General features: G+C 71.1%; 21 protein-coding genes, 1 tRNA gene and 1 pseudogene. 8 read left to right on the top strand and 15 right to left on the bottom strand.

Annotated elements, in window-relative coordinates:
- Positions 1-10: 10 nt before the first annotated feature.
- Both ADL12_RS22870 and ADL12_RS22865 read right to left on the bottom strand, forming a co-directional pair.
- Positions 11-199 carry a DUF397 domain-containing protein gene (locus ADL12_RS22870; RefSeq protein WP_062704596.1) on the bottom strand — a complete coding sequence of 63 codons (189 nt, stop codon included), beginning with the start codon at positions 197-199 and terminating at the stop codon, positions 11-13.
- Positions 196-1,041 (bottom strand): annotated as a pseudogene (locus ADL12_RS22865) (helix-turn-helix domain-containing protein). The gene ADL12_RS22870 and the pseudogene ADL12_RS22865 overlap by 4 nt, the downstream one beginning before the upstream one ends.
- Before the next feature lie 152 nt (positions 1,042-1,193).
- Here ADL12_RS22865 and ADL12_RS22860 point away from each other — a divergent pair.
- From ADL12_RS22860 to ADL12_RS22850, 3 genes are read left to right on the top strand one after another with little or no spacing between them, the layout of a single operon-like run.
- The gene (locus tag ADL12_RS22860; protein WP_425265137.1) at positions 1,194-1,586 is read left to right on the top strand and encodes an ATP-binding protein; all 393 of its coding nucleotides are present in this window, start codon (positions 1,194-1,196) and stop codon (positions 1,584-1,586) included.
- 43 nt (positions 1,587-1,629) lie between these two features.
- Positions 1,630-1,878, top strand: a complete 249-nt coding sequence (locus tag ADL12_RS22855; protein WP_062704592.1) for a type II toxin-antitoxin system VapB family antitoxin — start codon at positions 1,630-1,632, stop codon at positions 1,876-1,878.
- Between the two features lie 2 nt (positions 1,879-1,880).
- Positions 1,881-2,297, top strand: a complete 417-nt coding sequence (locus tag ADL12_RS22850) for a PIN domain-containing protein (protein ID WP_062704590.1) — start codon at positions 1,881-1,883, stop codon at positions 2,295-2,297.
- Positions 2,298-2,378: 81 nt separating this feature from the next.
- Here the strand turns inward: ADL12_RS22850 and ADL12_RS22845 are convergent, their stop codons facing one another.
- Both ADL12_RS22845 and ADL12_RS22840 read right to left on the bottom strand, forming a co-directional pair.
- Positions 2,379-4,610, bottom strand: coding sequence for an MMPL family transporter (locus tag ADL12_RS22845; protein WP_062704588.1), 2,232 nt, complete (start codon positions 4,608-4,610; stop codon positions 2,379-2,381).
- Between the two features lie 154 nt (positions 4,611-4,764).
- Entirely contained in the window at positions 4,765-5,367 is a 603-nt protein-coding gene (locus ADL12_RS22840) for a TetR/AcrR family transcriptional regulator (RefSeq protein ID WP_062704586.1), read from the bottom strand.
- Between the two features lie 155 nt (positions 5,368-5,522).
- Here ADL12_RS22840 and ADL12_RS22835 point away from each other — a divergent pair, with 155 nt between their 5' ends.
- Positions 5,523-8,756, top strand: coding sequence for a S41 family peptidase (locus ADL12_RS22835; protein WP_062704584.1), 3,234 nt, complete (start codon positions 5,523-5,525; stop codon positions 8,754-8,756).
- Between the two features lie 246 nt (positions 8,757-9,002).
- Here ADL12_RS22835 and ADL12_RS55040 read toward each other — a convergent pair whose 3' ends face one another.
- The 4 genes from ADL12_RS55040 to ADL12_RS22820 all read right to left on the bottom strand — a co-directional run bounded on the left by ADL12_RS55040 (position 9,003) and on the right by ADL12_RS22820 (position 12,617).
- Positions 9,003-9,173, bottom strand: a complete 171-nt coding sequence (locus ADL12_RS55040) for a hypothetical protein (RefSeq protein WP_167364425.1) — start codon at positions 9,171-9,173, stop codon at positions 9,003-9,005.
- Positions 9,174-9,262: 89 nt separating this feature from the next.
- Positions 9,263-10,147 (bottom strand): SDR family oxidoreductase, encoded by an 885-nt coding sequence (locus ADL12_RS22830; protein WP_062704582.1) that lies wholly within the window; start codon positions 10,145-10,147, stop codon positions 9,263-9,265.
- Positions 10,144-11,103, bottom strand: a complete 960-nt coding sequence (locus tag ADL12_RS22825; protein ID WP_062704580.1) for an alpha/beta fold hydrolase — start codon at positions 11,101-11,103, stop codon at positions 10,144-10,146. Before ADL12_RS22825 ends, ADL12_RS22830 begins: the two co-directional genes overlap by 4 nt.
- Positions 11,100-12,617: a flavin-containing monooxygenase gene (locus tag ADL12_RS22820; RefSeq protein WP_062704578.1), complete on the bottom strand. Its 1,518-nt coding sequence runs from the start codon at positions 12,615-12,617 to the stop codon at positions 11,100-11,102. Before ADL12_RS22820 ends, ADL12_RS22825 begins: the two co-directional genes overlap by 4 nt.
- Before the next feature lie 138 nt (positions 12,618-12,755).
- On the opposite strand from ADL12_RS22820, the gene ADL12_RS22815 reads away from it, so the two are divergent.
- Complete coding sequence (locus ADL12_RS22815; RefSeq protein WP_107119993.1) at positions 12,756-13,421, top strand: MerR family transcriptional regulator; 666 nt, start codon at positions 12,756-12,758, stop codon at positions 13,419-13,421.
- 220 nt (positions 13,422-13,641) lie between these two features.
- On the opposite strand, the gene ADL12_RS22810 is transcribed toward ADL12_RS22815, so the two are convergent.
- Positions 13,642-16,908: an AfsR/SARP family transcriptional regulator gene (locus tag ADL12_RS22810; protein WP_244188013.1), complete on the bottom strand. Its 3,267-nt coding sequence runs from the start codon at positions 16,906-16,908 to the stop codon at positions 13,642-13,644.
- Positions 16,909-17,132: 224 nt separating this feature from the next.
- Between ADL12_RS22810 and ADL12_RS22805 the strand changes: the two genes are divergently transcribed.
- Complete coding sequence (locus ADL12_RS22805) at positions 17,133-18,392, top strand: hypothetical protein (RefSeq protein WP_062704577.1); 1,260 nt, start codon at positions 17,133-17,135, stop codon at positions 18,390-18,392.
- 26 nt (positions 18,393-18,418) lie between these two features.
- Positions 18,419-18,862 carry a hypothetical protein gene (locus tag ADL12_RS22800; RefSeq protein WP_062704575.1) on the top strand — a complete coding sequence of 148 codons (444 nt, stop codon included), beginning with the start codon at positions 18,419-18,421 and terminating at the stop codon, positions 18,860-18,862.
- Between the two features lie 433 nt (positions 18,863-19,295).
- Here ADL12_RS22800 and ADL12_RS22795 read toward each other — a convergent pair whose 3' ends face one another.
- Together ADL12_RS22795 and ADL12_RS22790 are read right to left on the bottom strand one after the other, a co-directional pair.
- The gene (locus ADL12_RS22795; RefSeq protein WP_062704573.1) at positions 19,296-21,494 is read right to left on the bottom strand and encodes an ATP-binding protein; all 2,199 of its coding nucleotides are present in this window, start codon (positions 21,492-21,494) and stop codon (positions 19,296-19,298) included.
- A gap of 141 nt (positions 21,495-21,635) precedes the next feature.
- Positions 21,636-22,436, bottom strand: coding sequence for an exodeoxyribonuclease III (locus ADL12_RS22790; protein WP_062704571.1), 801 nt, complete (start codon positions 22,434-22,436; stop codon positions 21,636-21,638).
- 77 nt (positions 22,437-22,513) lie between these two features.
- Here ADL12_RS22790 and ADL12_RS22785 point away from each other — a divergent pair, with 77 nt between their 5' ends.
- Positions 22,514-22,990 (top strand): GNAT family N-acetyltransferase, encoded by a 477-nt coding sequence (locus tag ADL12_RS22785; protein WP_062704570.1) that lies wholly within the window; start codon positions 22,514-22,516, stop codon positions 22,988-22,990.
- 15 nt (positions 22,991-23,005) lie between these two features.
- Here ADL12_RS22785 and ADL12_RS22780 read toward each other — a convergent pair whose 3' ends face one another.
- From ADL12_RS22780 to ADL12_RS22765, 4 genes are all read right to left on the bottom strand, one after another.
- Positions 23,006-24,247, bottom strand: a complete 1,242-nt coding sequence (locus ADL12_RS22780) for an MFS transporter (RefSeq protein ID WP_244188012.1) — start codon at positions 24,245-24,247, stop codon at positions 23,006-23,008.
- 125 nt (positions 24,248-24,372) lie between these two features.
- A tRNA-Ala gene (locus ADL12_RS22775) sits at positions 24,373-24,446 on the bottom strand.
- 69 nt (positions 24,447-24,515) lie between these two features.
- On the bottom strand, positions 24,516-25,832 hold the full coding sequence (gene sepX / locus ADL12_RS22770; protein ID WP_062704568.1) for a divisome protein SepX/GlpR: 1,317 nt from the start codon (positions 25,830-25,832) through the stop codon (positions 24,516-24,518).
- Positions 25,833-26,028: 196 nt separating this feature from the next.
- Positions 26,029-26,664 (bottom strand): GNAT family N-acetyltransferase, encoded by a 636-nt coding sequence (locus tag ADL12_RS22765; RefSeq protein ID WP_079052213.1) that lies wholly within the window; start codon positions 26,662-26,664, stop codon positions 26,029-26,031.
- Positions 26,665-26,673: the final 9 nt, after the last annotated feature.

Raw genomic sequence — 26,673 nt, 5'->3', positions numbered from 1 at the left:
GCTCCGCAGGCTAGCTGGCGGATACGTGCCCCACGAATGAATTCCAGGTGCCCGGGGCGACGGTGAGGTGGGGGGCCTCGGGGGTCTTGGAGTCGCGGATGTGGATGGTGGCGGGGGTGGTGGCGACCTCGACGCAGTCGTTGATGTCGCTGCTGTCGCTGTAGCTGCTCTTGAACCAGTGGAGTTCAGAGGTGCTCATAGTCTCCCCAGCACTTGCTCGATGAAGGCCTGCGACTCCCTCGGCGTGAGAGCCTGCGCCCGGATCATGCCATAGCGCAGCTCAAGGATCCGAAGTTCCCTGGGGTTCGATACCGGGCGCCCGTTGAACGCGCCATCGGAACGTCCGATCGCCGTGACGTCGGCGAACTTCAGCAACTGGATCCGACCCTGCTCTCCGGCGTTTTCCTCCCGGTCAGTCGGCATGACCTGAAGCGTGACGTTCCGCAACTGTGAGACCTACAGCAGGTGTTCGAGTTGTCGGCGCAGCACCATTTTCCCACCGAGAGGGCGTTCGAGCGTCACCTGTTCCTGGACAAAACTGAGCGTCGGGGCGGACTCTCGGTTGAAGATCGACTTGCGTGCCATGCGCCCGGCAAGCCCCCGCTCCACTTCGTCCTGCGAGTACGGCGGTTGCATCATCTCGAACAGCGCCTGGGCGTACTCCGGCGTCTGCAACAAGCCGTGGATGTTGTGGTTGCTGTAGAGCAGCAGCTCGACCGCTCGCTCCTCCATCTCCTTCAGCCTCCGTACCTTCTTCGGATACCGAGCCTGCTCCATCTCCCGCTTGAACGCCTTGAGATGCCCCTGTGCCCTCAGGACATCGTCGGCCCTGTCCAGGAACTCCGGACGGGGAATCCGCTGCCCCCGCTCCATCTTGCGGATCATGTCCTCGCCGTAGCCCATGACCTCACCGAACTCGGCCGCCCGCATCCCCGCAGCCTCCCGGCAGACCTTGAGCAGGTGCCCCACCGCCTGCACCACCGGCTCGATCTCGTCCCCCGGCTCGACACCCCAACCGGCCTCGTCCACCTGGTCGTTCACAGTCACCCACCTCCGACGCGCACTCGTACCCGTACAACCCCTGAGACAGCCGAGACAGCACGAGACAAAGCTGGGACAGTCCCGCTACGCACGGCTGCGATCACTCACCCAGGGAAACCGATCACGCCACCCTGAGTGACATGAACCGCGAGATGTCTGCCCCTGAAAACGAACTCACCCACCCCATCCGCAACTTCAGCGTCCTGCTGTCCCCCACGCCCCGCGGCGCCCGCCTCGCCCGGCTCCTCGCCAGGGAGCAACTCCGCAGCTGGGGGACCGCGTTGGACCCGGCGGAGCACATCGTCGCCGAACTGGCCAACAACGCCGCCACCCACGGCCGCGTAGCGGGACGCGACTTCCGCCTGACCCTCTACGTCGTCGCCGACACCCTCCGCATCGAGGTCACGGACACCCGTGCCGACCGTCTGCCCTGCCTCGTTCCGTCCGGCCGGGGTCTGCTGCTCGTGGACGCGCTCGCCGACCGGTGGGACGCGGCGCCGGGGCCGTACCCGCGCAAGACGGTCTGGGCTGAGCTCGATGTATGAGTCATGGGCTACCTTTGTATGAAGCACATCTCACGGAGGTGCCATGTCCGCAACTCAGATCGACATCGACGACGAAGCCCTCACCGAGGCGATGAGGCTGTCCGGCGCCAAGACCAAGAAGGAAATGGTCAACCTGGCGCTGCGGGAGTACGCCGAGCGTCGGCGACGCACCGAGGCCCGATTGCGTCACCTGGAGCGAGCCCAGCAGTGGGATGAGGACGCCTTCTGGCGGCGCCACGCGGCGGAGAAGGGGTCCGTCGACCCAGGGCACACGCAGAAGGACATCGCCTGACCGTGATCCGCTATCTCGCCGACTCGACCGCCGTGTGGCGGCTTCAACGCGACCGAAAGCTCAACGACCTCTGGTCGCACGAGCTGGACGACGGGGCTATCGGGTCATGTGCGGCCCAGCGCACCGAATTCCTTCAGTCGGCCCGCAACCTCGACGAGTACGACGACATGGCCGAGATGTTCGCCGAGCTGTATCCCGATGCCTCCGTCCCCAAGGGCGCGTGGCGCTGGATCGAGGCCGGGCAGCACAGGCTCGCCCAGCGCGGGCAGCACCAGAGCCTCTCCGCCGTGGACTGGCTGGTCTGTGCCACCGCTGCCCATCACGGCCTGGTCGTACTGCACGACGACAACGACTTCCGTGCCGCCGCTCGCGTCCTCACGGACGTCACCGAGCGAAGTGTCTTCGCCCCGCCCGTATGAAGAAGCCGGTGAGGGCGCCCCGTCCCCACGGAGCCCTCACCGGCCGGTCTGCTTCGATGGTCGTCCTTCAGCGGTGGCCGGTCAGACGCGCACCAGGGCGCGGTCCCCGTCCGGATCCCCATCCTTCTCGGATTCGGTCTCCGTGCGCAGCCCCTCGCCCTCCACGTCCACGTTCGGCAGGGCGCGGTCCAGCCACTTCGGGAGCCACCAGGCCTTCTTGCCGAGCAGGGCCAGGACCGCCGGGACGATGGCCATCCGCACGACGAAGGCGTCGAAGAAGACCGCGATCGCCAGGCCGAAGCCGATCATCTTGACCATGGACTCGCTGGAGGTGATGAAGCCCGCGAAGACCGCCATCATGATGATCGCCGCGGCCGTGACCACCCGGGCGCCGTGCCTGAAGCCGGTCACCACGGCCTGACTGGGCTTCTCGCCGTGGACGTACGCCTCGCGCATCCGCGTCACGAGGAACACCTCGTAGTCCATGGCCAGGCCGAAGACCACGCCGATCATGAAGATCGGCATCATCGACATGATCGGGCCGGTCTCCTCGACGCCCAGCAGGCCGGACAGCCAGCCCCACTGGAAGACCGCGACGACGGCGCCCAGCGCGGCGAGCACGCTCAGCAGGAAGCCGAGGGCCGCCTTGAGGGGGACCAGGATCGAGCGGAAGACCAGGATCAGCAGGAGGAAGGCGAGGCCGACGACGAGACCCAGGTAGGGGATCAGCGCGTCGTTCATCCGCTGCGAGAAGTCGATGTTCATGGCCGTCTGGCCGGTGACGAGCACCTCCGCGTCCGTGTCGGCCTTGATGTCGGCACCGGTGTCACGGATGACGTGGACCAGGTCCTCGGTCTGTGTCGAGGCGGGCTTGGAGTCCGGGATGACGGTGATGATGAAGGTGTCCCCGGCCTTGTTGAGTTGCGCCGGGGTCACCGCCGCGACGTCGTCCAGGCCCTTGATCTTGTCGGCCACCGTCGTGGCGGCAGCCTGCGGGTCGTCGCTCGCCCTGGCGTCGCCCACGATCATCAACGGGCCGTTGAAACCGGGGCCGAAGCCCTCCGAGAGGATGTCGTAGGCGCGGCGCTGCGTGGTGGACGTCGGCTGTGTGCCGTCGTCGGGCAGACCCAGTTCCATCGAGGTGACCGGGGCCGCGAGGGCGCCCAGGCCGACCACGCCGAGGAGCAGGACGGCGACGGGACGGCGGACGACGAAACTCGCCCAGCGGGTGCCCATGTTGGGCTTGGCCGCTGCCTCCGGGCTCTTCGATGCCTTCCGGCGGCCGAACAGCTTGCTCTTCTCACCCGTCGGCTGGACCTTCCGGCCCGCGTAGCCGAGCAGCGCCGGGATCATGGTCAGGGCGATCAGGACGGCGATGACGACCGTGCCCGCCGCCGCGAGGCCCATCTTGGTCAGCATCGGGACGTTGACGACCGAGAGGCCGGCCAGGGCGATCACGACCGTCAGGCCGGCGAAGACCACCGCGGAGCCCGCCGTGCCGGTGGCCCGTCCGACCGCCTCCTCGCGATCACGGCCCTCGGCCAACTCACCCCGGTAGCGGGAGACGATGAACAGGGCGTAGTCGATGCCGACCGCGAGGCCGATCATCACCGCCAGGGTGGACGTGGTCGAGCCCAGCTCCAGAGTGCTGGCGAGGGCGGTGATGACGGAGACGCCGATACCCACGCCGATCATCGCCGTCAGCAGCGGCAGCCCGGCCGCGACCAGCGAGCCCAGGGTGATGACGAGGACGATCGCGGCGATGGCGATGCCGACGATCTCGCCGGCCCCGGCCTCCGCGACCGTCTGGAGCGCGTCACCGCCGACTTCGACGGTCAGCCCCGCGTCCCGCGCGTCCTGCGCGGCCTCGTCCAGGGCGTCCCGGGTGCTGTCCTGAAGCTCCGGGCCGGCGACCTTGTAGGACACCGAGGCGTACGCGACCGTGCCGTCCCGGCTGACGGCGTTCGCCGTGTACGGGTCGGCGACGGAGACGACCTCGGAGCCGTTGGACAGCTCCCTGACGGTCTCCTCGACGGTCGCCTTGTTGTCGGCATCGGTCATCTTCTCGCCGCTCGGCGCCTTGAAGACGACACGGGCGGTCGCTCCGTCCGCGCTGCTGCCCGGGAAGCGCTGTTCCAGCAGGTCGAAGGCCTTCTGCGCCTCGGTGCCGGGGATGGAGAAGGAGCTGGATCCGGCGCTGGGTGCGCTGGCCGCGCCGACGCCCGCGAGGGTGAGCAGCGCGACCCATATGAGGACGACGAAGTGCCGTCGCCTGAAGGCGAGTCGGCCGAGTTTGTACAGGAACGTGGCCACGGAGGCGTCTCCCGGTCAGGTCGTGGGGTCGGTACTTGGGCAGGGGTGATCAGCCCGACGACGTGAGCGGTTACGTCAGGTGGAGGGCTTGCTCGGGGAACCCGTCAGCCGAGGGGACTCGCCAGCTGAGGGGACTTGTCGGTGAGAGGACTTGTCAGTTGACGGGCACGCCGAGGGCGGGGAGGACCACGGCGTCGATGTACGAGGTGAGGAAGGCCCGCGTCGGCGGCCTCTCGTCGAGGATCGTGCAGGTCACGAACGCGCCGAACATCATGTGCACCACGAAGTCCAGCGCCGGGCAGTCCGCACGGACCTCACCCCGGTCGACGGCGCGCTCCAGCACACGGCGGAATTGCACGATCTCCGGTTCGACGATCTGGCTCCGGAACTCCCGGTGCAGGTCCGGGTTCGCGTGCATCGCCATGGCCAGCCCGCGCATCAGCGCGCTGTTCTGCTCCATCTCGGCGTCGTCCACATGCGCCATGAGCGCGTGGAAGTCGCCGCGGAGCGACCCGGTGTCGACCTCGCCGATGTCCTTGCCGGGCTTGTTGTGCCGGATGGCCTTCACCACCAGCTCGGCCTTGCCGCCCCACTGGCGGTAGAGCGTCGCCTTGCTGGACCGGGTGCGGGCCGCCACGGCGTCCATGGTGAGGGCGTCGTAGCCGACCTCCCGGAGCAGGTCGAGCACGGCCTCGTACAACTCGGCCTCACGCTCGGGGCTGATGCGGCTGCGACGCGCGGTTGCGGCCTCGGTCACCGTACTCACCTTCCCACTCCGAACGATACGGTTTCGTACACCAAGAAAGGTACCCCATTCCTCAGCGAAACGAAACGGTTTCGTTCGTGTTCTGGGTCACGCCAGACCTTGTGCCACGAGTTGCCCCGGTTCGTCCACAGGAAAAGCATGGGGAGGTGAGCTACCTGCGCCTACCGCATCTGAGCGGCGATCTGCTGTGCTTCGTGGCCGAGGACGACCTGTGGCTGGCCCCCCTCGACGGTCCGGGCCGCGCCTGGCGCCTCACCGTGGACCGCACCAAGACCGGCCACCCCCGCTTCTCCCCCGACGGCCGGCACATCGCGTACACGAGCTGGCGCAGTCTGGTCCCCGAGATCCACCTGGTCCCGGTGGACGGCGGACCCGGCAGCCAGCTCACCCACTGGGGGTCGGCGGACACCCAGGTGTGCGGCTGGACACCCGACGGCATCATCCTCGCCGTCGCCTCCCACGGCGAGCCCTTCTCCCACTTCACCTGGGCCTACAAGGTCAGCCTCGGCGGCGACCCCGGCCGCAAGCTCCCCTGGGGCCCGTGCTCCGACATCCAGGTCGCCGACCTCGACGGCGAGCGAAAAACCCTGCTCCTGACCGGCACCCCACCCCACGAACCGGCCGCCTGGAAGCGCTACCGGGGCGGGGCGATGGGCCGCCTCTGGCTGCACGGCGAACGCCTGCTCCCGGACATCGGCGGCCACCTCCACTCCCCCATGTTCGTCGGCGGCCGTATCGCCTTCCTCTCCGACCACGAGGGCGTCGGCAACCTCTACTCCTGCGCCCACGACGGCTCCGACCTGCGCCGCCACACCGACCACGACGCCTTCTACGCCCGGCACGCCTCCAGTGACGGCACCCGGGTGGTGTACCAGTGCGCGGGCGACCTGTGGATCGTGGACGACCTCGCCGCCCACTCCGAGCCCCGCCGGCTCGACGTACGGCTGAGCGGGCCGCGCGCGGGACGCCGTACGTACCAGGTGCCCGCCGCCCAGCACATCGACGGCATCTCCGTCGACGAGACGGGTCGCGCGAGCGCCGTCGTCGTACGGGGCAGCCTTTACTGGGCGACCCACCGGGACGGCCCGGCCCGCACGATGACCGACACGCCCGGCGTACGGGTCCGGCTGCCCGAGATGCTCGGCTCGGTCGGCCAGGTCGCGTATGTGACGGACGCGGAGGGCGAGGACGCCATCGAGATCGCCTATCTGCCGCGGGCGACGGGCGACCGCGAGCCGCGCCGACTGGCCTCGGGCGAGCTGGGCCGGGTCCTGGAGATGGTCGCCGACCCGAAGGGCGAGCGGCTCGCGATCGCCTCGCACGACGGCCGGCTCCTGCTCATCGACGCAACCGAGGACTCGGGCGGCGAGGTCACGGAGCTGATCCGGTCGATCAACGGCCCGGTAAGGGACCTGGCCTTCTCCCCGGACGGGACGTGGCTGACGTGGTCGCATCCGGGGATCGGCCGCTCCCTTCGCCAGATCAAGCTGGCCCGCATCAAGGACAGCCTGATCGTCGACGTCACCAACGGCCGCTTCGAGGACGAGAACCCGGTGTTCACCCGGGACGGCCGCTACTTGGCCTTCCTCTCCTGGCGAGGCTTCGACCCGGTCTACGACGTCCACACCGGCGACCTCTCCTTCCCACTCGGCTGCCGCCCCTACCTGGTCCCCCTGTCCTCCGCGACCCCCTCGCCCTTCGCCCTGAACCCCGAGGGCCGGCCGGCCGCCGGCGGGCTGGACCCGGTGGAGGAAGAGGAGGGCGGGGACGCCGGTACGACGACCGTCGAGGTGGAGGGCCTGGAGAGCAGGGTCACCCCCTTCCCGGTCACCGCCTCCAAGTACTCCGCGCTGCACCCGGTCGCGGGCGGTGGACTGGTCTGGCTGCGCTGGCCGATCTCGGGCGCGCTGGGCGAGACCTTCGCCAACCCGGACGACATGACGGGGCGGCCGACCCTCGAACACTTCAACATCAGCAAGGCGAAGAAGTCCGAACTCGTCGACCACCTGGACTGGTTCGCGGTGAGCGGCGACGGGTCCCGCCTGGTCCTGGTCGACGAGGGCGAGTTGCGGGCGGTCCCGGCCTCCGAGTCCGGCGACAGCGACACGACGGTGTGGATCGATCTGCGCCGCATCCTGCACGAGGTGGACCCGACGGCGGAGTGGAGGCAGTCGTACGCGGAGGCGGGCCGGCTGATCAGGGCGTACTTCTGGGAGCCGCAGATGTGCGGCATCGACTGGGACGCGGTCCTCGACCAGTACCGCCCCCTGGTCGAACGCGTCGCCTCCCCCGACGAGTTCGCGGACCTGCTCCGCGAGGTACTGGGCGAACTGGGCACCTCACACGCGTACGTCGCCGCCGCCCGCCGCAACGAGGGCCCGGCGCACTACCAGCGCTGGCAGGGCCTGCTGGGCGCCAACTTCGTCCGCAGGGACGAGGGCTGGATGGTCAAGCGCATCCTTCCCGGCGAATCGTCCGACTCCAAGGCCCGCTCCCCGCTGGCGGGCACCGGCATCCGGGAAGGCGCGGTGCTCACCCACGTCGACGGCAGGCCCGTGGACCCGACCGCAGGCCCGTACCCCCTCCTGGCCGGCTCCGGCGGCACGACGGTGGAGCTGACGTTCACCCCGGCCGAGGGCGAGGCAGGCCGGGCACGGCGGGTGGCAGTGGTCCCCCTGATCGACGAGCGCCCGCTCCGCTACCAGGACTGGGTCGCCAAACGCCGCGACGTCGTACGGGAGTTGAGCGGCGGCCGCTGCGGCTACCTGCACATCCCGGACATGGGCGGCTCGGGCTGGGCCCAGTTCAACCGGGACCTGCGGATGGAGATGTCACGCCCCGCACTGATCGTCGACGTACGCGGCAACGCGGGCGGCCACATCAGCGAACTGGTCGTGGAGAAGCTGACCCGCACGATCCTCGGCTGGGACCTCACCCGCAACGCCCAGCCCGTGTCGTACGCGTCCAACGCCCCGCGCGGCCCGGTCGTCGCCCTCGCGGACGAGGCCACCTCCTCGGACGGCGACATGATCACGGCCGCCTTCAAGCTCCTCAAGCTGGGCCCGGTCGTCGGCCAACGCACCTGGGGCGGAGTCGTCGGCATGACCGGCCGCCACCGCCTCGGCGACGGCACGGTGATCACGGTCCCGATGAACGCGGCCTGGTTCGACGCCTACGGCTGGTCCATCGAAAACAAGGGCGTAACCCCAGACGTCGAGGTCCTCCGCACCCCCCTGGACTGGGCCGAGGGCCGCCACGCCCAACTGACCGACGCAGTGGAACTAGCCCTGAAACTACTGGAGACAAACCCCCCGGCAACACCCCCCGACTACGCCCACGTCCCAAACCGCTCAAGACCAAACCTCCCTCCACGCTCTTAAGGCAAGGCAGTTGCTCTTGGCTCTTGAGACGCGGCAGGACAGCCCACCCAGGGGCGCGGGGCTGCATCAATTTGCGGCTCCGCCGCGCGGGCGCGACGACAACGCCCCAAGGGGCGCGGGGAACTGCGCGACAAGCCCCCACCGACCCGCACCCGACAACAAACCCCCCAACGGCAACGCAAACGCGGGGCACCCACCAAGAGGAAGGGGGCACCCCGCGTCAACGGCTAAAGCCAAGCGCAGCGGCTACGCGTCGTAGTCCTGGTCAAGCCGCTCCCGCTCCTCACGAAGCGACCGCTCGCTCTCCTCGTCCCGCTGCGGCCGCTGGCGCCCACGCTGCTGCGCCTGCTCCTTGGCCTGCTGGGCCTTCTGCTTCATCTGTTCCGACTTGTCCTGGAACTGGTCCTTCATGCCCATGTGGGTTCACTCCCGTAGTGAGTGGGGGGATTGGCCCCTCGGTGGGGCCTCGACCAGATTCACACGGGCGATAACCCCCCGCATGTCGATCAGTTACGCCGTGTAGTCCTCTCCTGCTCATCGGCGGCGCCCCCCGCCCCGACCAGCCCCGTCCGCATCCCCGCCAGCCGCCCGGCGAACCGCTGCATCTCCCGTTGCCCCACGGTCCCGATGATCCCCGGCAGATACCCGCGCACGCCCTGCATCCCGCGCAGCCACCACTGCCCGTACACATGGCTCGACCGCCGCTCGATGCCGGCCACGATCCGGTCGACCGCCGGCCCCAGCGGATAGGTCTTGTTGGACGGCCAGGGCAGCCGTTTCCGCAACTCCCGCATGACGTCGTCCTGATCGGCCCCGCGCACCATATCGGTGTCGGTCCAGGACAGATACCCGACCCCCACCCGGACGCCCTGGTAGCCGACTTCGGCCCGCAGACTGTGCGCGTACGCCTCCACACCGGACTTGGACGCACAGTACGCGGTCATCATCGGCGCCGGAGTGATCGCCGCGAGCGAGGCGATCTGGAGCAGATACCCCCGGCTCTCCATCAGCACCGGCAAAAACGCCCGCGCCGTCACCGCCGACCCGATCAGATTGACCTCGATGACCCGCCGCCACGCCTCCGGATCGGAGTCGGCGAACGGCCCGCCGGTCGCGACACCGGCATTGGCGACGACGATGTCGACCTTCCCGAACCGCTCCTTGACCTCCCGCGCCACCCGGGCCATCGCCTCGTGATCCGTGACGTCGGCGTACCAGTGGTCGCTGTCGCTGTGCAGCCGTTCGGAGACCTGCTTGAGGGCGTCCGGCTCCAGCCCGACGAGTGCCACCTTCGCACCGCGCGCGGAGAGCTTGCGGGCGAGCAGCTCACCGACGCCCCGCGCCGCCCCGGTGACGACGGCGACCTGGCCTTCGAGGCTCACCCTGCTCATGCGCCCTCCTTCACCTGGGTGTACGTCTTGGACTGCGGGTGCGTGTACGTCGTGACGAGTTCCCGTATCTTCCCGGTCACCAGCTCGGGCGCCTCGATGGGCGTCATGTGCCCGAGGCCGGGCAGTTCGGTGACGCCGAGGCAGTGCGGCAGCGCGGCGGCCAGCGAGCGCGCGTGCACCGGCGGGGTCAGGCGGTCGGCCGTACCGACGACCACCGCGGTCGGCACCGCCAACTCCCGTACGCCGTGGTCGAGATCGAGCAGATCGAGCACGTTCGACCAGGCGTGGCGCACCTTGCGCGGGCACGCGTGGACGATCCGCGCGCACGCCTCGACCATGTGCGGGGCCGAACCGGGGCCCATCGTCCCGTACTTGAGGATCGCCCTGGCGATCGGCGTGACCGGCCCGAGCGGCGCCCGCGAGCCGAGTATGTGCTTGGTCAGCCAGGTCCGCAGCCGCCCAGGACGCAGGGGTACGACCGTGGACTCGGCGACCAGCCGCGAGGAGCCGGTGCTGCACAGCAGGACGGCAGCGGCATGCTCCCGGAACTCCGGGCGCGCGGCAGCGGCCATCACCGTCATGCCGCCCATGGAGTGCCCGACGATCACCGCCTTCTCATCGGGTGCGAGCGTCGCCTTCAGTACGGCTTCGAGGTCGTCGGCGAGGGCGTCGGTGCTGCAGGCCGGGCTCGCCGGGCTGCGTCCGTGGCCGCGCTGGTCGTAGGCGATGACCCGGTGGTCGGCGGCCAGCTCCCGGATCTGCGCCGCCCAGAAGGCGGTCGAGCAGGTCCAGCCGTGCGCGAGGACGACGGCGGGCGCGGCAGTGTCGTCCACACGGTCCACGGGGCCGTGTATCTCGACGTGCAGCCGGGCGCCGTCGGCGGATATGGCGGTCAGCTCACGGGCGGCGGCGGGCGGGGCGTAGGGCCCGGAGACGACGTTCATCAGCCGGCTCACGCGGTCACCTCCGCGCTCTCGCCGGTCTCCTCGCGCTCTGTCACGGAGGGTCGGACGACGGCGTACTCCGCGAGGTCCACCCGACGGGTGGCCCGCCGGAACTCCGCTGTCGTACCGGGCCAGATGGTGGTGTTACGACCGCTCGCGTCGAGATACCAGCTCGTGCACCCGCCGGTGTTCCACACCGTGCGCTTCATCCGCTCCTGCACCCGCCGGTTCCACGCGTCCACGGCGCCGGGGCGGGCGTCGAGGGCGACCCGGCCGCCGAGGACGCCGAGTTGCCGCACGAAGTCGGCCATGTAGTTCAGCTGGGACTCGATCATCAGGATCATGGACGAGTTCCCGAGGCCGGTGTTGGGCCCGATGATGGTCATCCAGTTCGGGAACCCGGCGGCGGACGCGCCGCGCAGCGCCTCCATCCCGCCCTTCCACGCCTCGGCGAGGGTCTTGCCGTCCGCGCCCACCACCCGGTCGGCGATCGGCATGTCGGTGACATGGAAACCGGTGCCGAAGATGATCGCGTCGACCTCGGCCTCGCTGCCGTCGGCGGCCACCACGGTCGAGCCGCGGACCTCGCTCAGCCCACTGGCGACGACGTCCACGTTGGGCCGGGCGAGCGCCGGGTAGTACTCGCTGCTCAGCAGGATCCGCTTGCAGCCGATGCGGTAGTCGGGGGTCAGCTTGGCCCGCAGGGCGGGGTCCTTGATGGACCGGCCCATGTTCCGCTTGGCCAACCGCTCGACGAGGCCCAGCTCGTTCGGGTGCTTGGTGAACGCCTGCACCTGCAGCTCCCGGATCCCCCACAGCAGTCCGCGCCGCAGCTGCGCGGTGAAGGGCAGGGCCCGGTGCACGGAGCGCTCGACGCCGCTGATGGCACGGTCCATGCGGGGCATGATCCAGGGCGGGGTGCGCTGGAAGAGCGTGAGCCGCTCGACCTCGGGCTGGACGGCCGGCACGATCTGGATGGCAGAGGCGCCGGTGCCGACCATGGCGACGCGCTTGCCGCGCAGGTCGTAGTCGTGGTCCCAGCGGGCGGAGTGGAAGACCTTGCCGGGGAAGGTCTCCAGCCCCGGGATCTCGGGGATCTTGGGGTCGGACAGCGGTCCGGTGGCCGAGACGACGAAGTCGGCCGACAGGTTCCCGCTGCTGGTCTCGATGTCCCAGCACAGCCGCTCGCCGTTCCAGGTCATCCGCTTCACCTCCGAGTCGAAGCGGATGTGGGGGCGCAGCCGGAAGACGTCCGTGACGTGCTCCAGGTAGGCGCGGATGTGCTCCTGCCCGGAGAAGGTGCGCGGCCAGTCGGGATGGGGCGCGAAGGAGAAGGAGTACAGATGGGAGGGCACATCGCAGGCGCATCCCGGATAGCTGTTGTCCCGCCAGGTGCCGCCGACGCTGTCGGCCCGCTCCAGGACGACGAAGTCGGTGACGCCCTCGCGTCGCAGCCGTACGGCGGCCCCCAGCCCGCCGAACCCGGACCCGACCACCGCGACCCGCACATGTTCGCGTTCGGCCATGCCTGTGCCTCCATGCTTCACCCGGAACCGGAACCTCGCCAGTGAACACTGGCGCAATGGGGAGAGTAGAGGAGGTCCGTACCGACCGGTAGGGGTCGATCGACGAAAGTTACCGCCGGTACGACTTAAGGTTCCCAGGTGACCGAGAAGCGTGAATACCGCATGGAGGAGCTGGCCCGCCTGGCCGGGATCACGGTGCGCACCCTGCGCTTCTACCGCGAACGCAAGCTGATACCGCCACCTCGCCGCGAGGGCCGTATCGCCTGGTACGACGACCATCACCTGGCCCGTCTGCGCACGATCGCCGCCCTCCTGGAGCGCGGCCACACCCTCACCGGCATCGCGGAACTCGCGGAGGCCCTCGACCACGGCCGCGACGTCGCCGACCTCCTCGGCGTCGCCGCCCCCACCGAGGAGGAGCCGGTCCGCCTCACCCCCGAGGAACTCGCCGCCCGCTTCGAGGGCCAGGTCACCACGGAGAACCTCGCCGCCGCACTGGACCTCGGCTACCTCGGCACCGACGGCGACGAGATCGTCCACATCAGCCGCAGCCTGCTGGACGTCTCCTCGGCCCTGGTCCGCGAGGGCATCCCGCTCGCGGAGGTGCTGGCGGCGGGCAAGCGGGTCCGGGAACACGTGGACGACCTGGCGGAGATGTTCGCCGAGCTGGTGCTGCGCCACGGCCCCGAGGAGAACCTCCAGCGGCTGCGCCCGCTGGCGCGGAGCGTGGTGGAGGCGGAGCTGTCGCTGGCGTTGGACCGGCGACTCGGACAGTTGACGGCCAAGCGGAAATCCGAGTCATAGAAATTCACTCTCGCGAGTGATTCGACGCCACAGGATTCGCTCGTGTGGGCTAGCATTGCCGCACGCCGGTTCGAACTGACGCATTTACTGCAAACGCACGTACACACCAGGAGTAAAGTGAACGTCCGCTCCATGTCGACGGTATTCCTCTGCACCGCAGCCCTGTTCGTCATGAACATGACCGCAGCGCACGCGGAGTGCATTTGGTAGCCGAATCGGTTCACGTGCCCGTGGCACTACCGCCGGCGAAGAGCCGATGCAGTTCCGCTGCCTCGGCCACCGCCCCTAACCGCTGGTAGAGCGCCAGCGCGTGGTCCGCATGGGTGCGGGCGGAAGGAATGTTCCGCAGCGCGAGAAAGGTCCGGGAAATCCCGGCCAGAGCGTGTGCCGAGCAGAGTGAATAGCTGTATTTTCTCGCTATCTCCAGCGCGCTTCGATATGTCTCCAACGCGTCGTTCCACCGCCCCACCCGATACTGCGTGTCCGCGACTCCGAGCAGAGCCCTTTGCCTCTCGTACGAATTGTCGATCCGTCGGGAGACTTTCTCCGCCCCGCCGAAATACGCGAGGGCATCCTCCGTCCGCCCCGCCGACGCGCACGTCTCGCCCAGACAGATGAGCGTGTTGACCTCACCGATGGCGTCCCCGCTCGCCCGGTGGCTGGCCAGAGCCCGGCGGAAACAGGCGAGGGCCCGGGCCGCCTGGCCGGTGGCGTGCAGGACGGCCCCCAGGTTCATGTGGATGATGGCGAGTTCCTTGCGCCCGCCGACGTCACGCATCAGGGCAAGCGCCTGCTCGTAGTGATGGCGGGCCTGCGCATAGCGCTTCGTGGCCATGAGGATGTCGCCCGTGTTGTTCCACGCGGTCGCCTCCCCGGACACGTCACCGAGTTCCCGGTTGATGTCGAGCGCGGTCGCGAACCTCCGCATCGCCTCCGCGTATTCGGCCCGGTGCACCAGGGCCGTCCCCTGTACGTTCAGCGTCGCCGCCACACCGTGCCGGTCGTCGACCCGGCGGTAGAGATCCAGCGCCCGCTCCAGTTCCCGCAGGCACGCCTCGCCCCGCCCCGCGCCGAGGTGGGCGCGGCCGATCTCGAGCAGGGCGTCGGCGCGACCCCGGTCGTCGTCGAGCGACTCGAACAGGGTCAGCGCCTCGGTCGCGGCGGACAGGGCCGCGGTGTGGTTCTCCCGAGCCAGCACGCCCGCCCGCTCCACCAGGGTCTGGGCGAGGGCGAGCCGGTCGCCGCCCGCCGAGGCTGTGCCCGAGCGCAGTGCCGTCAGCGCCGCTTCGTGCAGCTCGGCGGTGATGTCGTGGGTGCCCCAGCGCTTCAGGGACTCGGCGAGGACATGCGGGAACAGGGCGGCGAAGTCCGGGAATTCGGCCGCCGCCGTACGGGCCACGGCCAGCAGGTTGGCGCGCTCCACCGTGAGCCAGACCGTCGCCGCGTCGGCGGCCGCTGCGGCATCGCCCGTGGCCGTGAAGTCGGGGGCGTGCTCGGAGCGCGGCTGCGGCGGGGCATGCCGTCTTCGCCGGCGCGGGTGAGCCAGCCGGTCCGCGCTGTCGGCGGCCGTGAGGTAGTACGCCATCAGCCGCCCCAGGGCCGCACCGTGCGTCGGCGCGGGATCCTCACGGCGGCCCAGGCGGGCGGCGAACGCGCGGGCCAGGTCATGGAGTCGGTAGCGGTCCCGGACGGGCTCGTCGAGCAGGTGACGGTCCAGAAGCGCGTCTGCCGCGCGGCGCACCGCGCCCGGGTCGCCGTCGCCGGACAGCGCGGTCGCCGCCTCCAGCGTGATGTCGGGGCCGGGGTGCAGGGCGAGGCGGCGGAAGAGCCGCCGGGCCATCGGATCGAGGTCGGCGTAGGACAGGTGCAGGGCGGCGGCGACCCGCTCGTCGAACTCGTCCAGCCGGTCGTCGGCCCGGGTCAGTCGGTCGGCGACGTACTCCAGATCCCATGTGTCCCGGTGCCGGAACCGGCCGGCCAGCAGCTGGACGGTCAACGGGTGGCAGCCGCACATCTCCACCACGCGGCGCAGGGAGGCGGTGTCCGAGACCCGGGCCGCGCCCGCGATCCGGGCGAAGAGCGAGGCCGCCTCGGACACCGACAGCACGTCCAGGGGCAGGAAGGCAGCACCGTCGAGTCCGGCCAGCAGGTTGCGGCTGGCCACGATCGCATGGCACTGCCCCGAACCGGGCAGCAGCGGCCGCACCTGCTCGGCGTCCCGCGCGTTGTCGAGCACGAGAAGGACCCGGCGGCTCGCGGTCCACTCCCGCCAGCGCGCCGTCCGCTCGTCCAGCGTGGCGGGCAGCGGGTCGGGCACGCCGACGGTGTGCAGCAGGAACGCCAGGGCGTCCACGGGTTCGTACGGCGGCTGGTCGCTGTAGGCCCGCAGGTCGACGTAGAACTGGCCGTCCGGGTAGCGCGGGCGCAGGCGGTGCCCGGCATGGACGACCAGAGCCGATTTGCCGACGCCGGGCATCCCGTGCACGACGGTGAGGGGCAGCGCCGTACCGCGGTCGTCGGGGGCGGGTTCGGCGAGCAGGACGTTCAGCTCGCTCGTACGGCCGGTGAAGTCCCGCGTGTCCCGGGGCAGGCTGCTGCCGGTCGCCCCGTCAAGTGCCGCCGGACGTAAGGAAGTCGGCGCGGCGGCGGGCTCCGCGGCGGCTCCAGCGGGTCCGGCCCCTTGCACCGGCGTGTCCCGCAGCGCCGGGTCCTGGCCGAGGATGCGGACGTGCAGGTCCTGGAGCTCGACGCCGGGGTCGATGCCGAGTGCGTCGCTCAGTCTGCGCCGGGTGCTGCCGTACAGGGCGAGGGCCTCGTCGTCCCGGCCGCAGCGGTGCAGGGCCAGCATCAGGGCGGCGACGGCCTGCTGGGCGAGCGGGTTGCGGGCCACCAGCTCGTGGAGTTCGCCGACGAGGTCGGCGTGCCGGCCGAGCTCCAGCTCCAGCCGGATGCGCTCTTCCTGCACCCGACGGTGGTCCTCGGTCAGCCGGGCGCGCGCGGAGGCCGCCCAGTCGCCGGTGAACTCCGCGAACGGCTCCCCGCGCCACAGCGACTCCGCAGTGTGCAGCAGGCCGATCGCGTACTCCCGCTCCCCGCGTGCGGCCGCCGTCCGGGCCTCGCTGCGCAACCGCTGGAACCGTACGAAGTCCACGTCGTTCAGGTCTTCGAGACGCAGTCGGTAGCGGCGCGGCGAGACGCGGTCGATCCGGGCCAGGTCGCCGGCCGCGCGGTCGAGGCGGGTGCGTAATCGGGAGACGTAGGTGCGCAGGGTGTCCACGGCGGTCGGCGGCGGATCCTCGTCGTCCCAGACCCGTTCGACGAGCGTGTCCACGGCGACCGGTTCTCCCCGGGCATACAGCAGGACGGCCAGCACACAGCGCTCTTTGAGCGATCCGAGCGGGTACGAGCGCCCCTGGTGCCACAGTTCGAGGGGCCCCAGCGCAAGAAGGTCCACCACTTCCCCCACGTGGTTCACACGCGCGGACACCTGTTCAACTTTCACTTTTGCCGCAGGGCGGGAAAGGCCGGAGGGGGCGAAGCAGGGCGCACAGACGCGCAAGGGGCGCACACGCGGCCCTGCGGCCCCCTCAGCACCGCGTTGCAAGGTTTCTGCAAGGCCACCGTCCACCTCGGCGGGCAAGTCCTGCTCAGCGGCCCCTCACGGCCGCATCCGACAAGCCGTCACCTCATGGATTCCACGGGGGAGTTCGAATGAGCCTGTTGATCCCGGACGCCGACCGGCGTCCCGCCGTGCCCCTGCGCCTGGACGTCGAGCGCTGGGCCACCTTCCGGATCCGCAAACGGGTGCTCGCGGTGGTGCACACGGTGACCTCCGCGCAGCGGCTGCTGGAAGCCGTCCGGCTACTGGAGGGCGATCCCAGGATCCAGACCGTCTTCACGATGGCCGGCGACGTCTTCAACGACGGTGTGGAGGCGTTCCTGGAATCCATCCGGGCGCTGGTGGTGCCCTGGAGCCAGGCCGTGCACACCCGGTTCGACCTCGCGCTGGCCGCGAGCTACGGCGGACTGCACGAGCTGAACGTCCCGGTGATCGTGCTCCCGCACGGCGCCTCTTTCAACAAGCGTGTCTCCAAGCGCGCCACCGCCTCCGACGGCCCCCGCGGACGGCACGCGGCCGCGCGCGAGGTGTACGGGCTGGGCCGGCAGTGGCTGGTCCGGGACGGGGAGGTCGTCCCCGCGGCGATCGCGCTGGCGCACGAGGAGGACCGCGGCCGTCTCGGCCGGGAGTGCCCCGAGGCGTTGCCCGTCGCCGAGGTGGTCGGGGACCCCTGCTACGACCGCGTGGCCGCGAGCCTGCCGTCCAGGGCCCTGTACCGGGAGGCGCTGGGCACGGGTTCCGGGCAGGAACTGGTGCTGGTCTGCTCCACCTGGGGCCCCGACTCCCTCCTGGGCCGGCGGTGGGACCTGCTGGAACGGCTGGCGGCCGAGCTGCCCCGCGAGGAATTCCGCATCGCGGTGATGCTGCACTCACACGTCTGGAACGCTCACAGCGAGTGGCACATCCGCAGCGCCTTCGCCGGGCTCGGCCGCGCCGGCGTCGCCCTGATCAGCCAGCACGCGGAGTGGTCCGGCGCGGTGGTCGCCGCGGACTACATCGTGGGCGACCACGGTTCGGTGGCGCTGTACGGGACCATGACCGGCGCCCGCATCCTGACCGCCGGCTCCCCGGACACCGATCTGGATCCCGGCTCCCCCATGGCCGAGCTGCGCTCCCTGGCCCCCCGCATCCGCCGCAAGACCCCCCTGCGCAGGCAGCTCCGGCGCAGCTCGGCCACGTACCGCGCGGGTCAGTACGCCCGTATCTCGTCCCGCCTCAGCTCGGAACCGGGCCGCTTCGCCCGCCGCATGCGCACCCTGCTCTACCGCAAACTCCACCTCCGCCCCCCGGCGACCCGTACCGCACCGCAACCGGCGGTGCCGCCGGTGACGGTCCGGTACGACGGCTCATGAGCAGCGGCGCCGAGGGGAGGACAGCCGTGTCGGTGCACGGTTTCCCACCGCCGTCGGCCGTCGCCGCGCACCGCGTCACGGTCCGCCTGACCCCGACGCGACCGGGCCGCCGTCCCCCGGTCGTGGACCGGCACCTGCGGGTCACACTCCCCGCCCCACCCCCCTGGCCGCTGCTCGCCGACGTCCTGGTAGCGCCGGGCCCGGGCGCCTCCGCGGCCGACGACCTGGCCGCCGCCCACCCGGGCGCGGCGGTGGTGGCGGTACATCAGGAGACCGAGAGCTGCTGGCTACGCCTCGGCCCGTACGGCCACGCCCCGGCCCGCCTGATCCTGAACTCCCGGCACATGTCCCTGTGCCCCTGGCCCACCTGGGCCTCACTGGCCCACGCGTGGCTGTCAGCGAGCCTGGCTCCGGCGGAGTGGGAGGACATGACGGTGCGCATGCTGGAGACGGCGACGGGCATGCGATGACACCAAGTGGTGAGCAACAGCCTGAACACGGCGGTCCGGGTGCATCTCCCCGCCCTGCCGGACCCCTGACCTTGCGCACCACCACAAACACCGACCGAACTGCAGCCCCTCCGCCACGACAGCGAAGGCGACGGCCTCCCGGCCCGCCTGAGCACGCGCGACACCGCCACGAGCGAGCACCACCACTACAACCCAAAGCGCCCGACTCACTCAACGACGGCGCCCCGCGCCGGGCGCCGCAACCGTTCGGTACCCACGGACGCCAACCGAACTGCAGCGCCTCCGCCACCACGGCAAAGGCAGCAACCTCCCGGCCCGCCTAAGCGCGCGACGCCGCCACAGGCAGGCACCACCACTACGCCCCAAATCGCCCGACTCACTCAACGACGGCGCCCCGCGCCGGGCACCGCCACCACGGCCCAAGGCGTCCGGCTCAGTCGGCGGCGGCGTCCCGCCCCGCGCCCCGCAACCGTTCGCGCAGCTCGTCCGCGGCGGCCGGGCGGTTCACCGCGACGTAGAGGTCCAGCGCCTCCCGGTAGCGGTCCCGGGCGAGTGTCCGTTGGCCGCGCTGCTCGGCGGCCTCGCCCAGGGACTCCAGGGCGCGGGCCACTTCGTAGTGGGCGGCGACATCGCGCAGCGAGGTCAGCGCGCCGGTGAGCCAGGCCTCGGCCTCGTCGGGCCGTCCCCGGCGCAGGCCGACCCGGCCGAGCAGGATCGCGGCCCGTGCGGCGTTGTACGTGTCGTTCACGGCCAGCAGCGTCGTGCGGGCCTCGGCGGCGCCCGCCGCCGTCTGCTCCAGCCGGCCCCGGGCCAGCTCGACGTCGGCCGCGTTGAGCCGGGCGAGCGCACCGGCCCGGTGATCGCCGCAGCCGGGCAGCTCCGCGGCGGCACGGGCGAACAGCTCGGCCGCCGCGTCCAGTCGGCCCAGGCGCTGCTGTGCGAGCCCGCGGTAGTTCAGCGTGCGGGCCCGGCCCAGCCCGTCCCCGTCGGCCGCGAACAGCCGCGCCGCCTCCTCGAACATCTCCAGGGCACGCGTATGGTCACCGCGCCCCAGCTCGCCCAGGCCACCGGAGGTGAGCATCCGGCACTGGGCCGCCGTGTCCGACAGCTCCCGCGCGGCGGCGAGCCCCTCGGCATGGGCGGCGCACCATTGGTCGTAGTGCTTGCGCCGGATGAAGAACGGCCCCAGCGCGTCGGCGAGTTGCCAGCCGGCCTCGGGCGCGCCCGCCGCGCTCGCCCGGCGTATCACCGCCAGCAGCGTCGGCAGCTCCCGGTCCAGCCAGTCCAACGCCGCCTGCACGCCCTCGCCGAAGTCCTCGATGACCACCGGTCCGGGCCCGAACGAGCGCTCCCGTAACGGGTGTTGGGGATCGATGGCCGTCTCGGCCCGGGTGGCGGTCGCCAGACAGTGGTCGGCGAGGCGCCGGAACGCCGCCGCGCGCTGCTCGGGGGGCTCGCCCTCCTCCGCCATGGCCGCGGCGTGCAGCCGTACGAGATCGTGGAAGCGGTAGCGGTCCTCGCCGACCTCGATCAGCAGATTGGCGTCGTGAAGGACGTCCAGCAGTTCGTCGACGGCCGCGTCCTCCCACGGCTCCCGCTGCTCGCCCGCCGCCCCCTGCCGCTGCCCCGTCCCCGTCCCGGCGAGCAGCGCCCGAGCCGCCGTGGTCCCGAACTCTGTCGCCGGGTGCACCCCGAGCAGCCGGTAGAGCCGGGCCGCGGCCGGGGGCAGCCCCCGGTACGACAGGTCCAGTGCCGCGCGCACCCCGTGGTCGCCGTCGATGGCCAGCGCGTCCAGCCTCCCCCGCTCCGCGGCCAGCGCGCGGACCATGGTGGTGATCCGCCGCTGCGGCCGGGCCGCGAGCCGGGCCCCGGCCACCCGCACCGCCAGCGGCAGCCCCGCGCACAGCCCGACGAGAGCGCGGGCGTCGTCCGGCTCGGTGGCCACCCGGTCGTCGGCGAGGGTGACCGCCAGCAGTTCGACGGCCGCCTCCGGCGCCAGCGGTTCCAGATGCATCTGGTGGCCGCCTTCGAGGGCCAGTCCCGACATCCGCCGACGACTGGTGACGAGGGTGACGTTCGCCCCGCCCGGCAGCAGCGGCCGCACCTGGGCCGCCGTCACCGCGTCGTCGAGCAGCACCACGACCGGGCGCTCCGCGGTCAGCGAGCGGTACAGCGCGGCCCGTTCCGCGATGCCGTACGGCACCTGCTGCGGCGGCACGCCGAACCCGCGCAGGAAGCCGCTGAGGACCTCGGCCGGGTCGGCGGGGCCGGTCGGCGACTGGGCGCCCAGGTCGGCGTACAACTGACCGCCCGGGAAGTCCGGGCGCAGCCGGTGCAGCCAGGCCAGGGCCAGCGCGGTCTTGCCCACCCCGCCCAGGCCGCTCACCGTGGCCAGCGCGGGCTGCCCGCGGTGCGTGGCGCGGGCGCGCAGCTCTTCCAGGCGCTCCACCTCTTGGGTGCGGTCGGTGAGCGGGACCGCGCGTGGAAGTTGCCACGGCCGCTGAGTCCGCGGCGCGGCCGACGGGTCGCCGGTCCGGATGTGCACACCTCCGTGCACCACCGACGCCTGCACGCCGGGGCCGTGCACGACACCGCTCATCTCGTTGTGGCCGCCCCGCTCCTGCCCCCGCATGCGTCGTCCCTCCGACCGGTAAGCACCGTCCTTTGGGAGTGAGCATTTCCGCGCGCACACGTTCGACAACCGGGGCCGTACGCGCTCGAGGGTCAACGGCGAGAAATCAGGCGCGAAATCACCCGTGGACGACCGTCACCATCACCCGTAGACGACCGTCACCGGCGCGTGGTCCGACCACCGCTCGGCATGCGTCGCCGCCCGCTCGACGTACCCCTTGAGCGCCTTGGCGGCGAGACCCGGCGTCGCCACGTGGTAGTCGATGCGCCACCCCGTGTCGTTGTCGAAGGCCCGCCCGCGGTACGACCACCACGAGTACGGCCCCTCGGTGTCCGGATGCAGCGACCGTACGACGTCGACGTAGCCGCCGGCGGTGAGGTCGAACACCCGGCCGAGCCACTCCCGCTCCTCCGGCAGGAAGCCGGAGTTCTTGGTGTTGCCGCGCCAGTTTTTCAGGTCGGCCTGCTGGTGGGCGATGTTCCAGTCACCGCAGACGAGGACCTCGCGGCCGTCGGCGGCGGCGCGCTCGCGCAGGTCCTTCAGGTAGGCGAGGAACTCGCCCATGAAGCGGACCTTCTCGTCCTGCCGCTCGGTGCCGACCTCGCCGGAGGGGAGGTAGAGGGAGGCGACCGTCACACCGGGCAGGTCGGCCTCGACGTAACGCCCGCTGCCGTCGAACTCACTCGACCCGAAGCCGACCTGGATGCGGTCGGGCTCACGGCGGGTGTAGAGGGAGACACCGGCGCGGCCCTTGGCGGCGGCGGGCGCGTGCACGACGTGCCAGCCGTCGGGCGTGCGGACGTGCTCGGGCAGCTGCTGCGGCTCCGCGCGCACCTCCTGCAGGCACAGCACATCGGCTTCGGTGCCGGCGAGCCACTCCACGAAGCCCTTCTTCGCGGCGGCCCGCAGCCCGTTCACATTCACAGAGGTCACAGTGAGCACCCCGGCACCTTACCGGCACACTGGACGTTGTCCGATTCTGGAACCTCTTGATCTTGAATTGATATACGGTATCTAGCATGCATATACGCCCCGTCTCCTTCGACCACCCTGACGCCGTCAAGCTCAACGACCAGGTGCAGGCCGAGTACGGCGTCCGCTACGGCGACGACGGCGACGCCACCCCCCTCGCCCCGACGGACTTCGAGCCGCCGAACGGCCTCTACCTGATCGCCTACGACGAGCTCGGCACCCCCGTCGCCTCCGGCGGCTGGCGCGCCCAGGACGAGAACGGCGAGGGCAACCAAGACGGGGACGCCGAGCTCAAGCGGATGTACGTCGTCGAGCAGATGCGCGGGCGGGGCCTGGCGAGACGCATCCTGGCCGCACTGGAGGAGGACGCGCGGGCGGCGGGCCGCACCCGCATGGTGCTGGAGACCGGCGCCAAGCAGCCGGAGGCAGTGGCGCTGTACATCTCCAGCGGGTACGAGCCGTGCGAGAAGTTCGGCTACTACCGCTTCCACGAGCTGAGTCTCTGTTACGCCAAGGCGCTGTGACGCGGACGGCCGGCGTCAGCCGTCCCCCTCCCCCGCACGCCGGTTGATGCGGTACACGTCCCGCACACAGAGGTTGAGGACGGCCGCGGCGACGACCAGAGCGGCGCACGCCACCAGCACCGTCCGGTTGTCCCAGGTACCGACCGCGAGGGCGGTCAGAAGGTAGCCGAGGGGAATCGCCAGCCGCTCACCGACACTGTTGAACGCGCTCAGGCGCCCCAACTCTCCCTGCGGCACGTGCTGTTGGAAGGCGGTCGCCCACGCGACGATCGCCACGTCCAGCCCGACGCCCGCAAGCAACGCGGCCAACAGCACCCAGGGCAACGGCAGTCCCCAGCCCATGACGAGCAGAGGCGCGGCGAGCGGCACACCGCCCACCACGGCCACCGTGAGCAACCGGTACGGCCGCCAGCGCAGACACACCACCGTCCCGGCCAACAGCCCCGCCGCGAACGCGCCCTGCACCAGACCCCAGTCACGCGCCCCCGCGTACTGCTGTGCCGCGACGACGGGCCCGAGCAGCTGGAATCCCGCCAGCCACGCGCCGACGAGGACGGTCCCGCACGCCGTGTACGTCCACAGCCAGGTCCGCGACCAGAAGCCGGCCCAGCCCTCCCGCAGATCGCCGAGCGCGCTGGTGACGGTGACAGGCGCGTCCAGGCGCAGCCCGAGCAGCAGTACGGCGGCGACGGCGAAGGTGAGCGCGTCCCAGGCCAGCGCCCAGGCCGGGCCGCTGACCGCGACGACGACTCCGCCGACGGCCGGTCCGAGCACCTTGACCGCGTTGCCCGGCAGCCTGAGCAGGGCGTTGGCCTGCTGCAACTGCTCCACGGGGACGATCTGGCTCACGGCGCCCTGAGCGGCGGGCACGGTGAAGGCCATCGCCGTGCCGGAGACGAACCCGCAGACCGCGATGGAGCCCGTCGACGCGTGCCCCGTGGCGACGATCACAGCGAGCGCCCCCTGGGCGGCGGCCGCCAGCAGATTGCCGAGGAAGAGCATCCGGCTCCGGGACAGCCGGTCGGCGAGCACTCCGCCCACGACAAGGAACACGACCGTCGGCACAGTGTTGGTGGCCAGCACCAGTCCGAGGTCCCCGGCTCCGCCGCCCTCCCCGATCACGGAGTAGGCGAGCGCGAGGGGCGCCATGGCGGACCCGGTGGCGGAGACGAGATTGGCCAGCAGGAACCGCCGGAAGGCCCCACTCCGCAACGGCGCCGTACGCCCCGCCGGTAACGCTGCGTCGACCTTCTCCACGTTCCCCCTCAAGACGCCGCTCTTGGCGACAACCGTGGGAACCGTGGGAACAACAAAGATCCCGCCCGATCAACCGATCGGACGGGATCTTCCAACTCCCAAGTTCCCTTGGAAAGTTGTTGCGGTGGACCTGAGGGGATTTGAACCCCTGGCCCCCTCGATGCGAACGAGGTGCGCTACCGGACTGCGCCACAGGCCCTTGCAACGAGTGAAACTTTAGCACCCCGATCGGCCTGCTTGGAAATCCGTTCCCTGCCCCGGCCGGTGGCTACTCGTTCGCCGCGCGCGGGCGGTCGCCGTCCTCGTACTGGTCGAACAGCGGCGTGCGGCCCCGCTCGCGCGCCCGGCGGGCGGAAGCGGCGCGGCGGGCGTCGCTACGACCGCCCCCCTCGGCCTTCTCCTCGCCGTGAGCCGCCTCGTCCGACTCCGCGCCGCGCGCGGAACCGTCCCGAGGCGCGCCCTCGCGGCCCGCACCCTCGCGACCCGCGCCGTCCCGCCTCGCGCCGGCGGAGCCTGCCTCGCCCCCCGCGTCCCGGTCCCGGCCGACGGAACTCGACCGTGCCGAGCTCCACGCGTCCGGCGCGCCGAGATCCACATCGGTGGTGGCCCGCGGAGCGACCGGCGCGGTCACATACGTCGGCAACGGCACCGGAACCGGCTCCCAACTGTCCCCGTGCCCCGGCCGCCGCTGCCGCTCGCGCTGCTGGTCGACCCACTCGGCGTGATCGGTCTGCTCGACGAGGGCACGCCGGTCCGCGGCGAGCGCGGACATCCCGGTGTCCGTACCTGGTTCGGCCCCCTCGTCGGGCTCGTCGATCCCGGCACCGGTGTCGGCGGTGCCGCGCCGGCGGGACTGGCGAGCATGCTCGCGCAGCCGCTGCGCGGCGACCTCCGCGCGGCGCCGGTCCATCTGGTAGGCGAAGCGACGGCGCTCCTGGGAGCGCAGATACGCGATGTACCCGCTGAGCATCACGGCGGGAACGCCCGGCGCCCACAGGAAGGCGAGCCCGCCGACCGCGGCGACGATCGCACCGAGCGTGAACGCGAGGAAGAGGACGACGGTGGTGCGCCTGCGGCGCGCCAGCGCCTTCAAGCGCCGCGCCCGTGCCGCGGCCGCCTCGTCCGAAGGGGGACGCCGGGCCGCGGGCACGCGTTTGCGTGCCTTGTCCGCCGGACCGGAACCCGGTTCGGGCACGGGTGCGCCCGCGCGTTCCGGTGCCGACTTGGCCGCCGCTTCGCGGGGGGATTCACGCGCCGGCTCCGGGCGCTCCGGTGCCTGGGCCGGAACCGCCGCCTGGGCCTGCGGACGGGTCGGAGGCATGGCGAAGGCCCGGACGTCCACCGATTCGGTGACGTCGCCCGGAACATCGGCGCTGGGCTCCCCCTCGTCGGTGGAGCGCGCGCGCAGGTCCTTGGCGTACCGGCGCTCCATCCCCGCCCGTCCGGACAGCAACCGGATGGCTGTGCTGAAGCGTTCCGTCGGACGGGCCTCGTTCAGCTCGTCCTGCCTACGGAGCCACATCGGCACCAAGTAGGCGGCCCAGGCCCCGACAATGACTGCGTAGATGAGGCCGCTGCTGCTCACGCCTCACACGGTAGAGGGGTTTGCGTGAGGCCATCTGCCAATTGAGCCGGTGTGTCGCACGATCTGGCTGATATTTCGAACTTTTTTTGTGACCGATGCGATCAGCAGCCCACCGAGGGCGCGAATTTAATGCCCTGAGCCGGTCATCCGGCGATCAATTTCGAACACTTATTCAATTCCCCGGGCTCCTTCCCGGCTAGGCGGGATTCCCCTGGGTGTTCTGCGGCTTCGAGTGCGGCGCCTGCTGAGAGCCTGCCCGGTGCCAGCGGCTCAGCAACCCTTCCGGCACCTCTTCCGCCGTGAGCGCGAAGACGAGATGGTCCCGCCAGGCTCCGTCGATGTGGAGATACCGTGGACGCAGCCCCTCCTCGCGGAATCCGAGTTTCTCCACGACCCGACGGCTCGGGCGGTTCTCGGGGCGAATGCAGACCTCGATGCGGTGCAGACCGACGGTGCGGAAACAGTGGTCCACGGCGAGCGCCACGGCGGTCGGCATCACCCCGCGCCCCGCCACCGCCTCGTCCACCCAGTAACCGACGTGCCCCGAACACATCGAGCCCCAGGTGATCCCGGCGACCGTCAACTGCCCGACCAGCCGCCCCTGGTACTCGATGACGAACGGCAGCATCCGGCCCGAGTTCGCCTCGGACCGCAGATGCCGGACCATCTGCCGGTAGGTCGGCCGGTGCGCGATCGGCCCGCTGGGCGTGGGCGGCGGAATGGTCGCCTCCCAGGGGCGCAGCCAGTCCCGGTTGCGCCGGTTGACCTCGCGCCAGGCCCGTTGGTCGCGCATCTTTATCGGCCGGAGGACGACATCGCCGTCCCCCAGCACGACGGGCCA

Source organism: Streptomyces regalis (genome assembly GCF_001509475.1).
GTDB classification, from domain to species: Bacteria; Actinomycetota; Actinomycetes; order Streptomycetales; family Streptomycetaceae; genus Streptomyces; species Streptomyces regalis.
This window is presented reverse-complemented; position numbering and strand designations above follow the sequence as displayed.

Bases quoted from the DNA above. Each gene is read 5' to 3' on its own strand.
- ADL12_RS22820 (WP_062704578.1), bottom strand. From the start codon at position 12,617: ATGGCCGAACGCGAACATGTGCGGGTCGCGGTGGTCGGGTCCGGGTTC.
- ADL12_RS22860 (WP_425265137.1), top strand. From the start codon at position 1,194: ATGTCTGCCCCTGAAAACGAACTCACCCACCCCATCCGCAACTTCAGC.
- ADL12_RS22855 (WP_062704592.1), top strand. From the start codon at position 1,630: ATGTCCGCAACTCAGATCGACATCGACGACGAAGCCCTCACCGAGGCG.
- ADL12_RS22795 (WP_062704573.1), bottom strand. From the start codon at position 21,494: ATGCGGGGGCAGGAGCGGGGCGGCCACAACGAGATGAGCGGTGTCGTG.
- ADL12_RS22830 (WP_062704582.1), bottom strand. From the start codon at position 10,147: ATGAGCAGGGTGAGCCTCGAAGGCCAGGTCGCCGTCGTCACCGGGGCG.
- ADL12_RS22870 (WP_062704596.1), bottom strand. From the start codon at position 199: ATGAGCACCTCTGAACTCCACTGGTTCAAGAGCAGCTACAGCGACAGC.
- ADL12_RS22805 (WP_062704577.1), top strand. From the start codon at position 17,133: ATGAGCCTGTTGATCCCGGACGCCGACCGGCGTCCCGCCGTGCCCCTG.
- ADL12_RS55040 (WP_167364425.1), bottom strand. From the start codon at position 9,173: ATGGGCATGAAGGACCAGTTCCAGGACAAGTCGGAACAGATGAAGCAG.
- ADL12_RS22785 (WP_062704570.1), top strand. From the start codon at position 22,514: ATGCATATACGCCCCGTCTCCTTCGACCACCCTGACGCCGTCAAGCTC.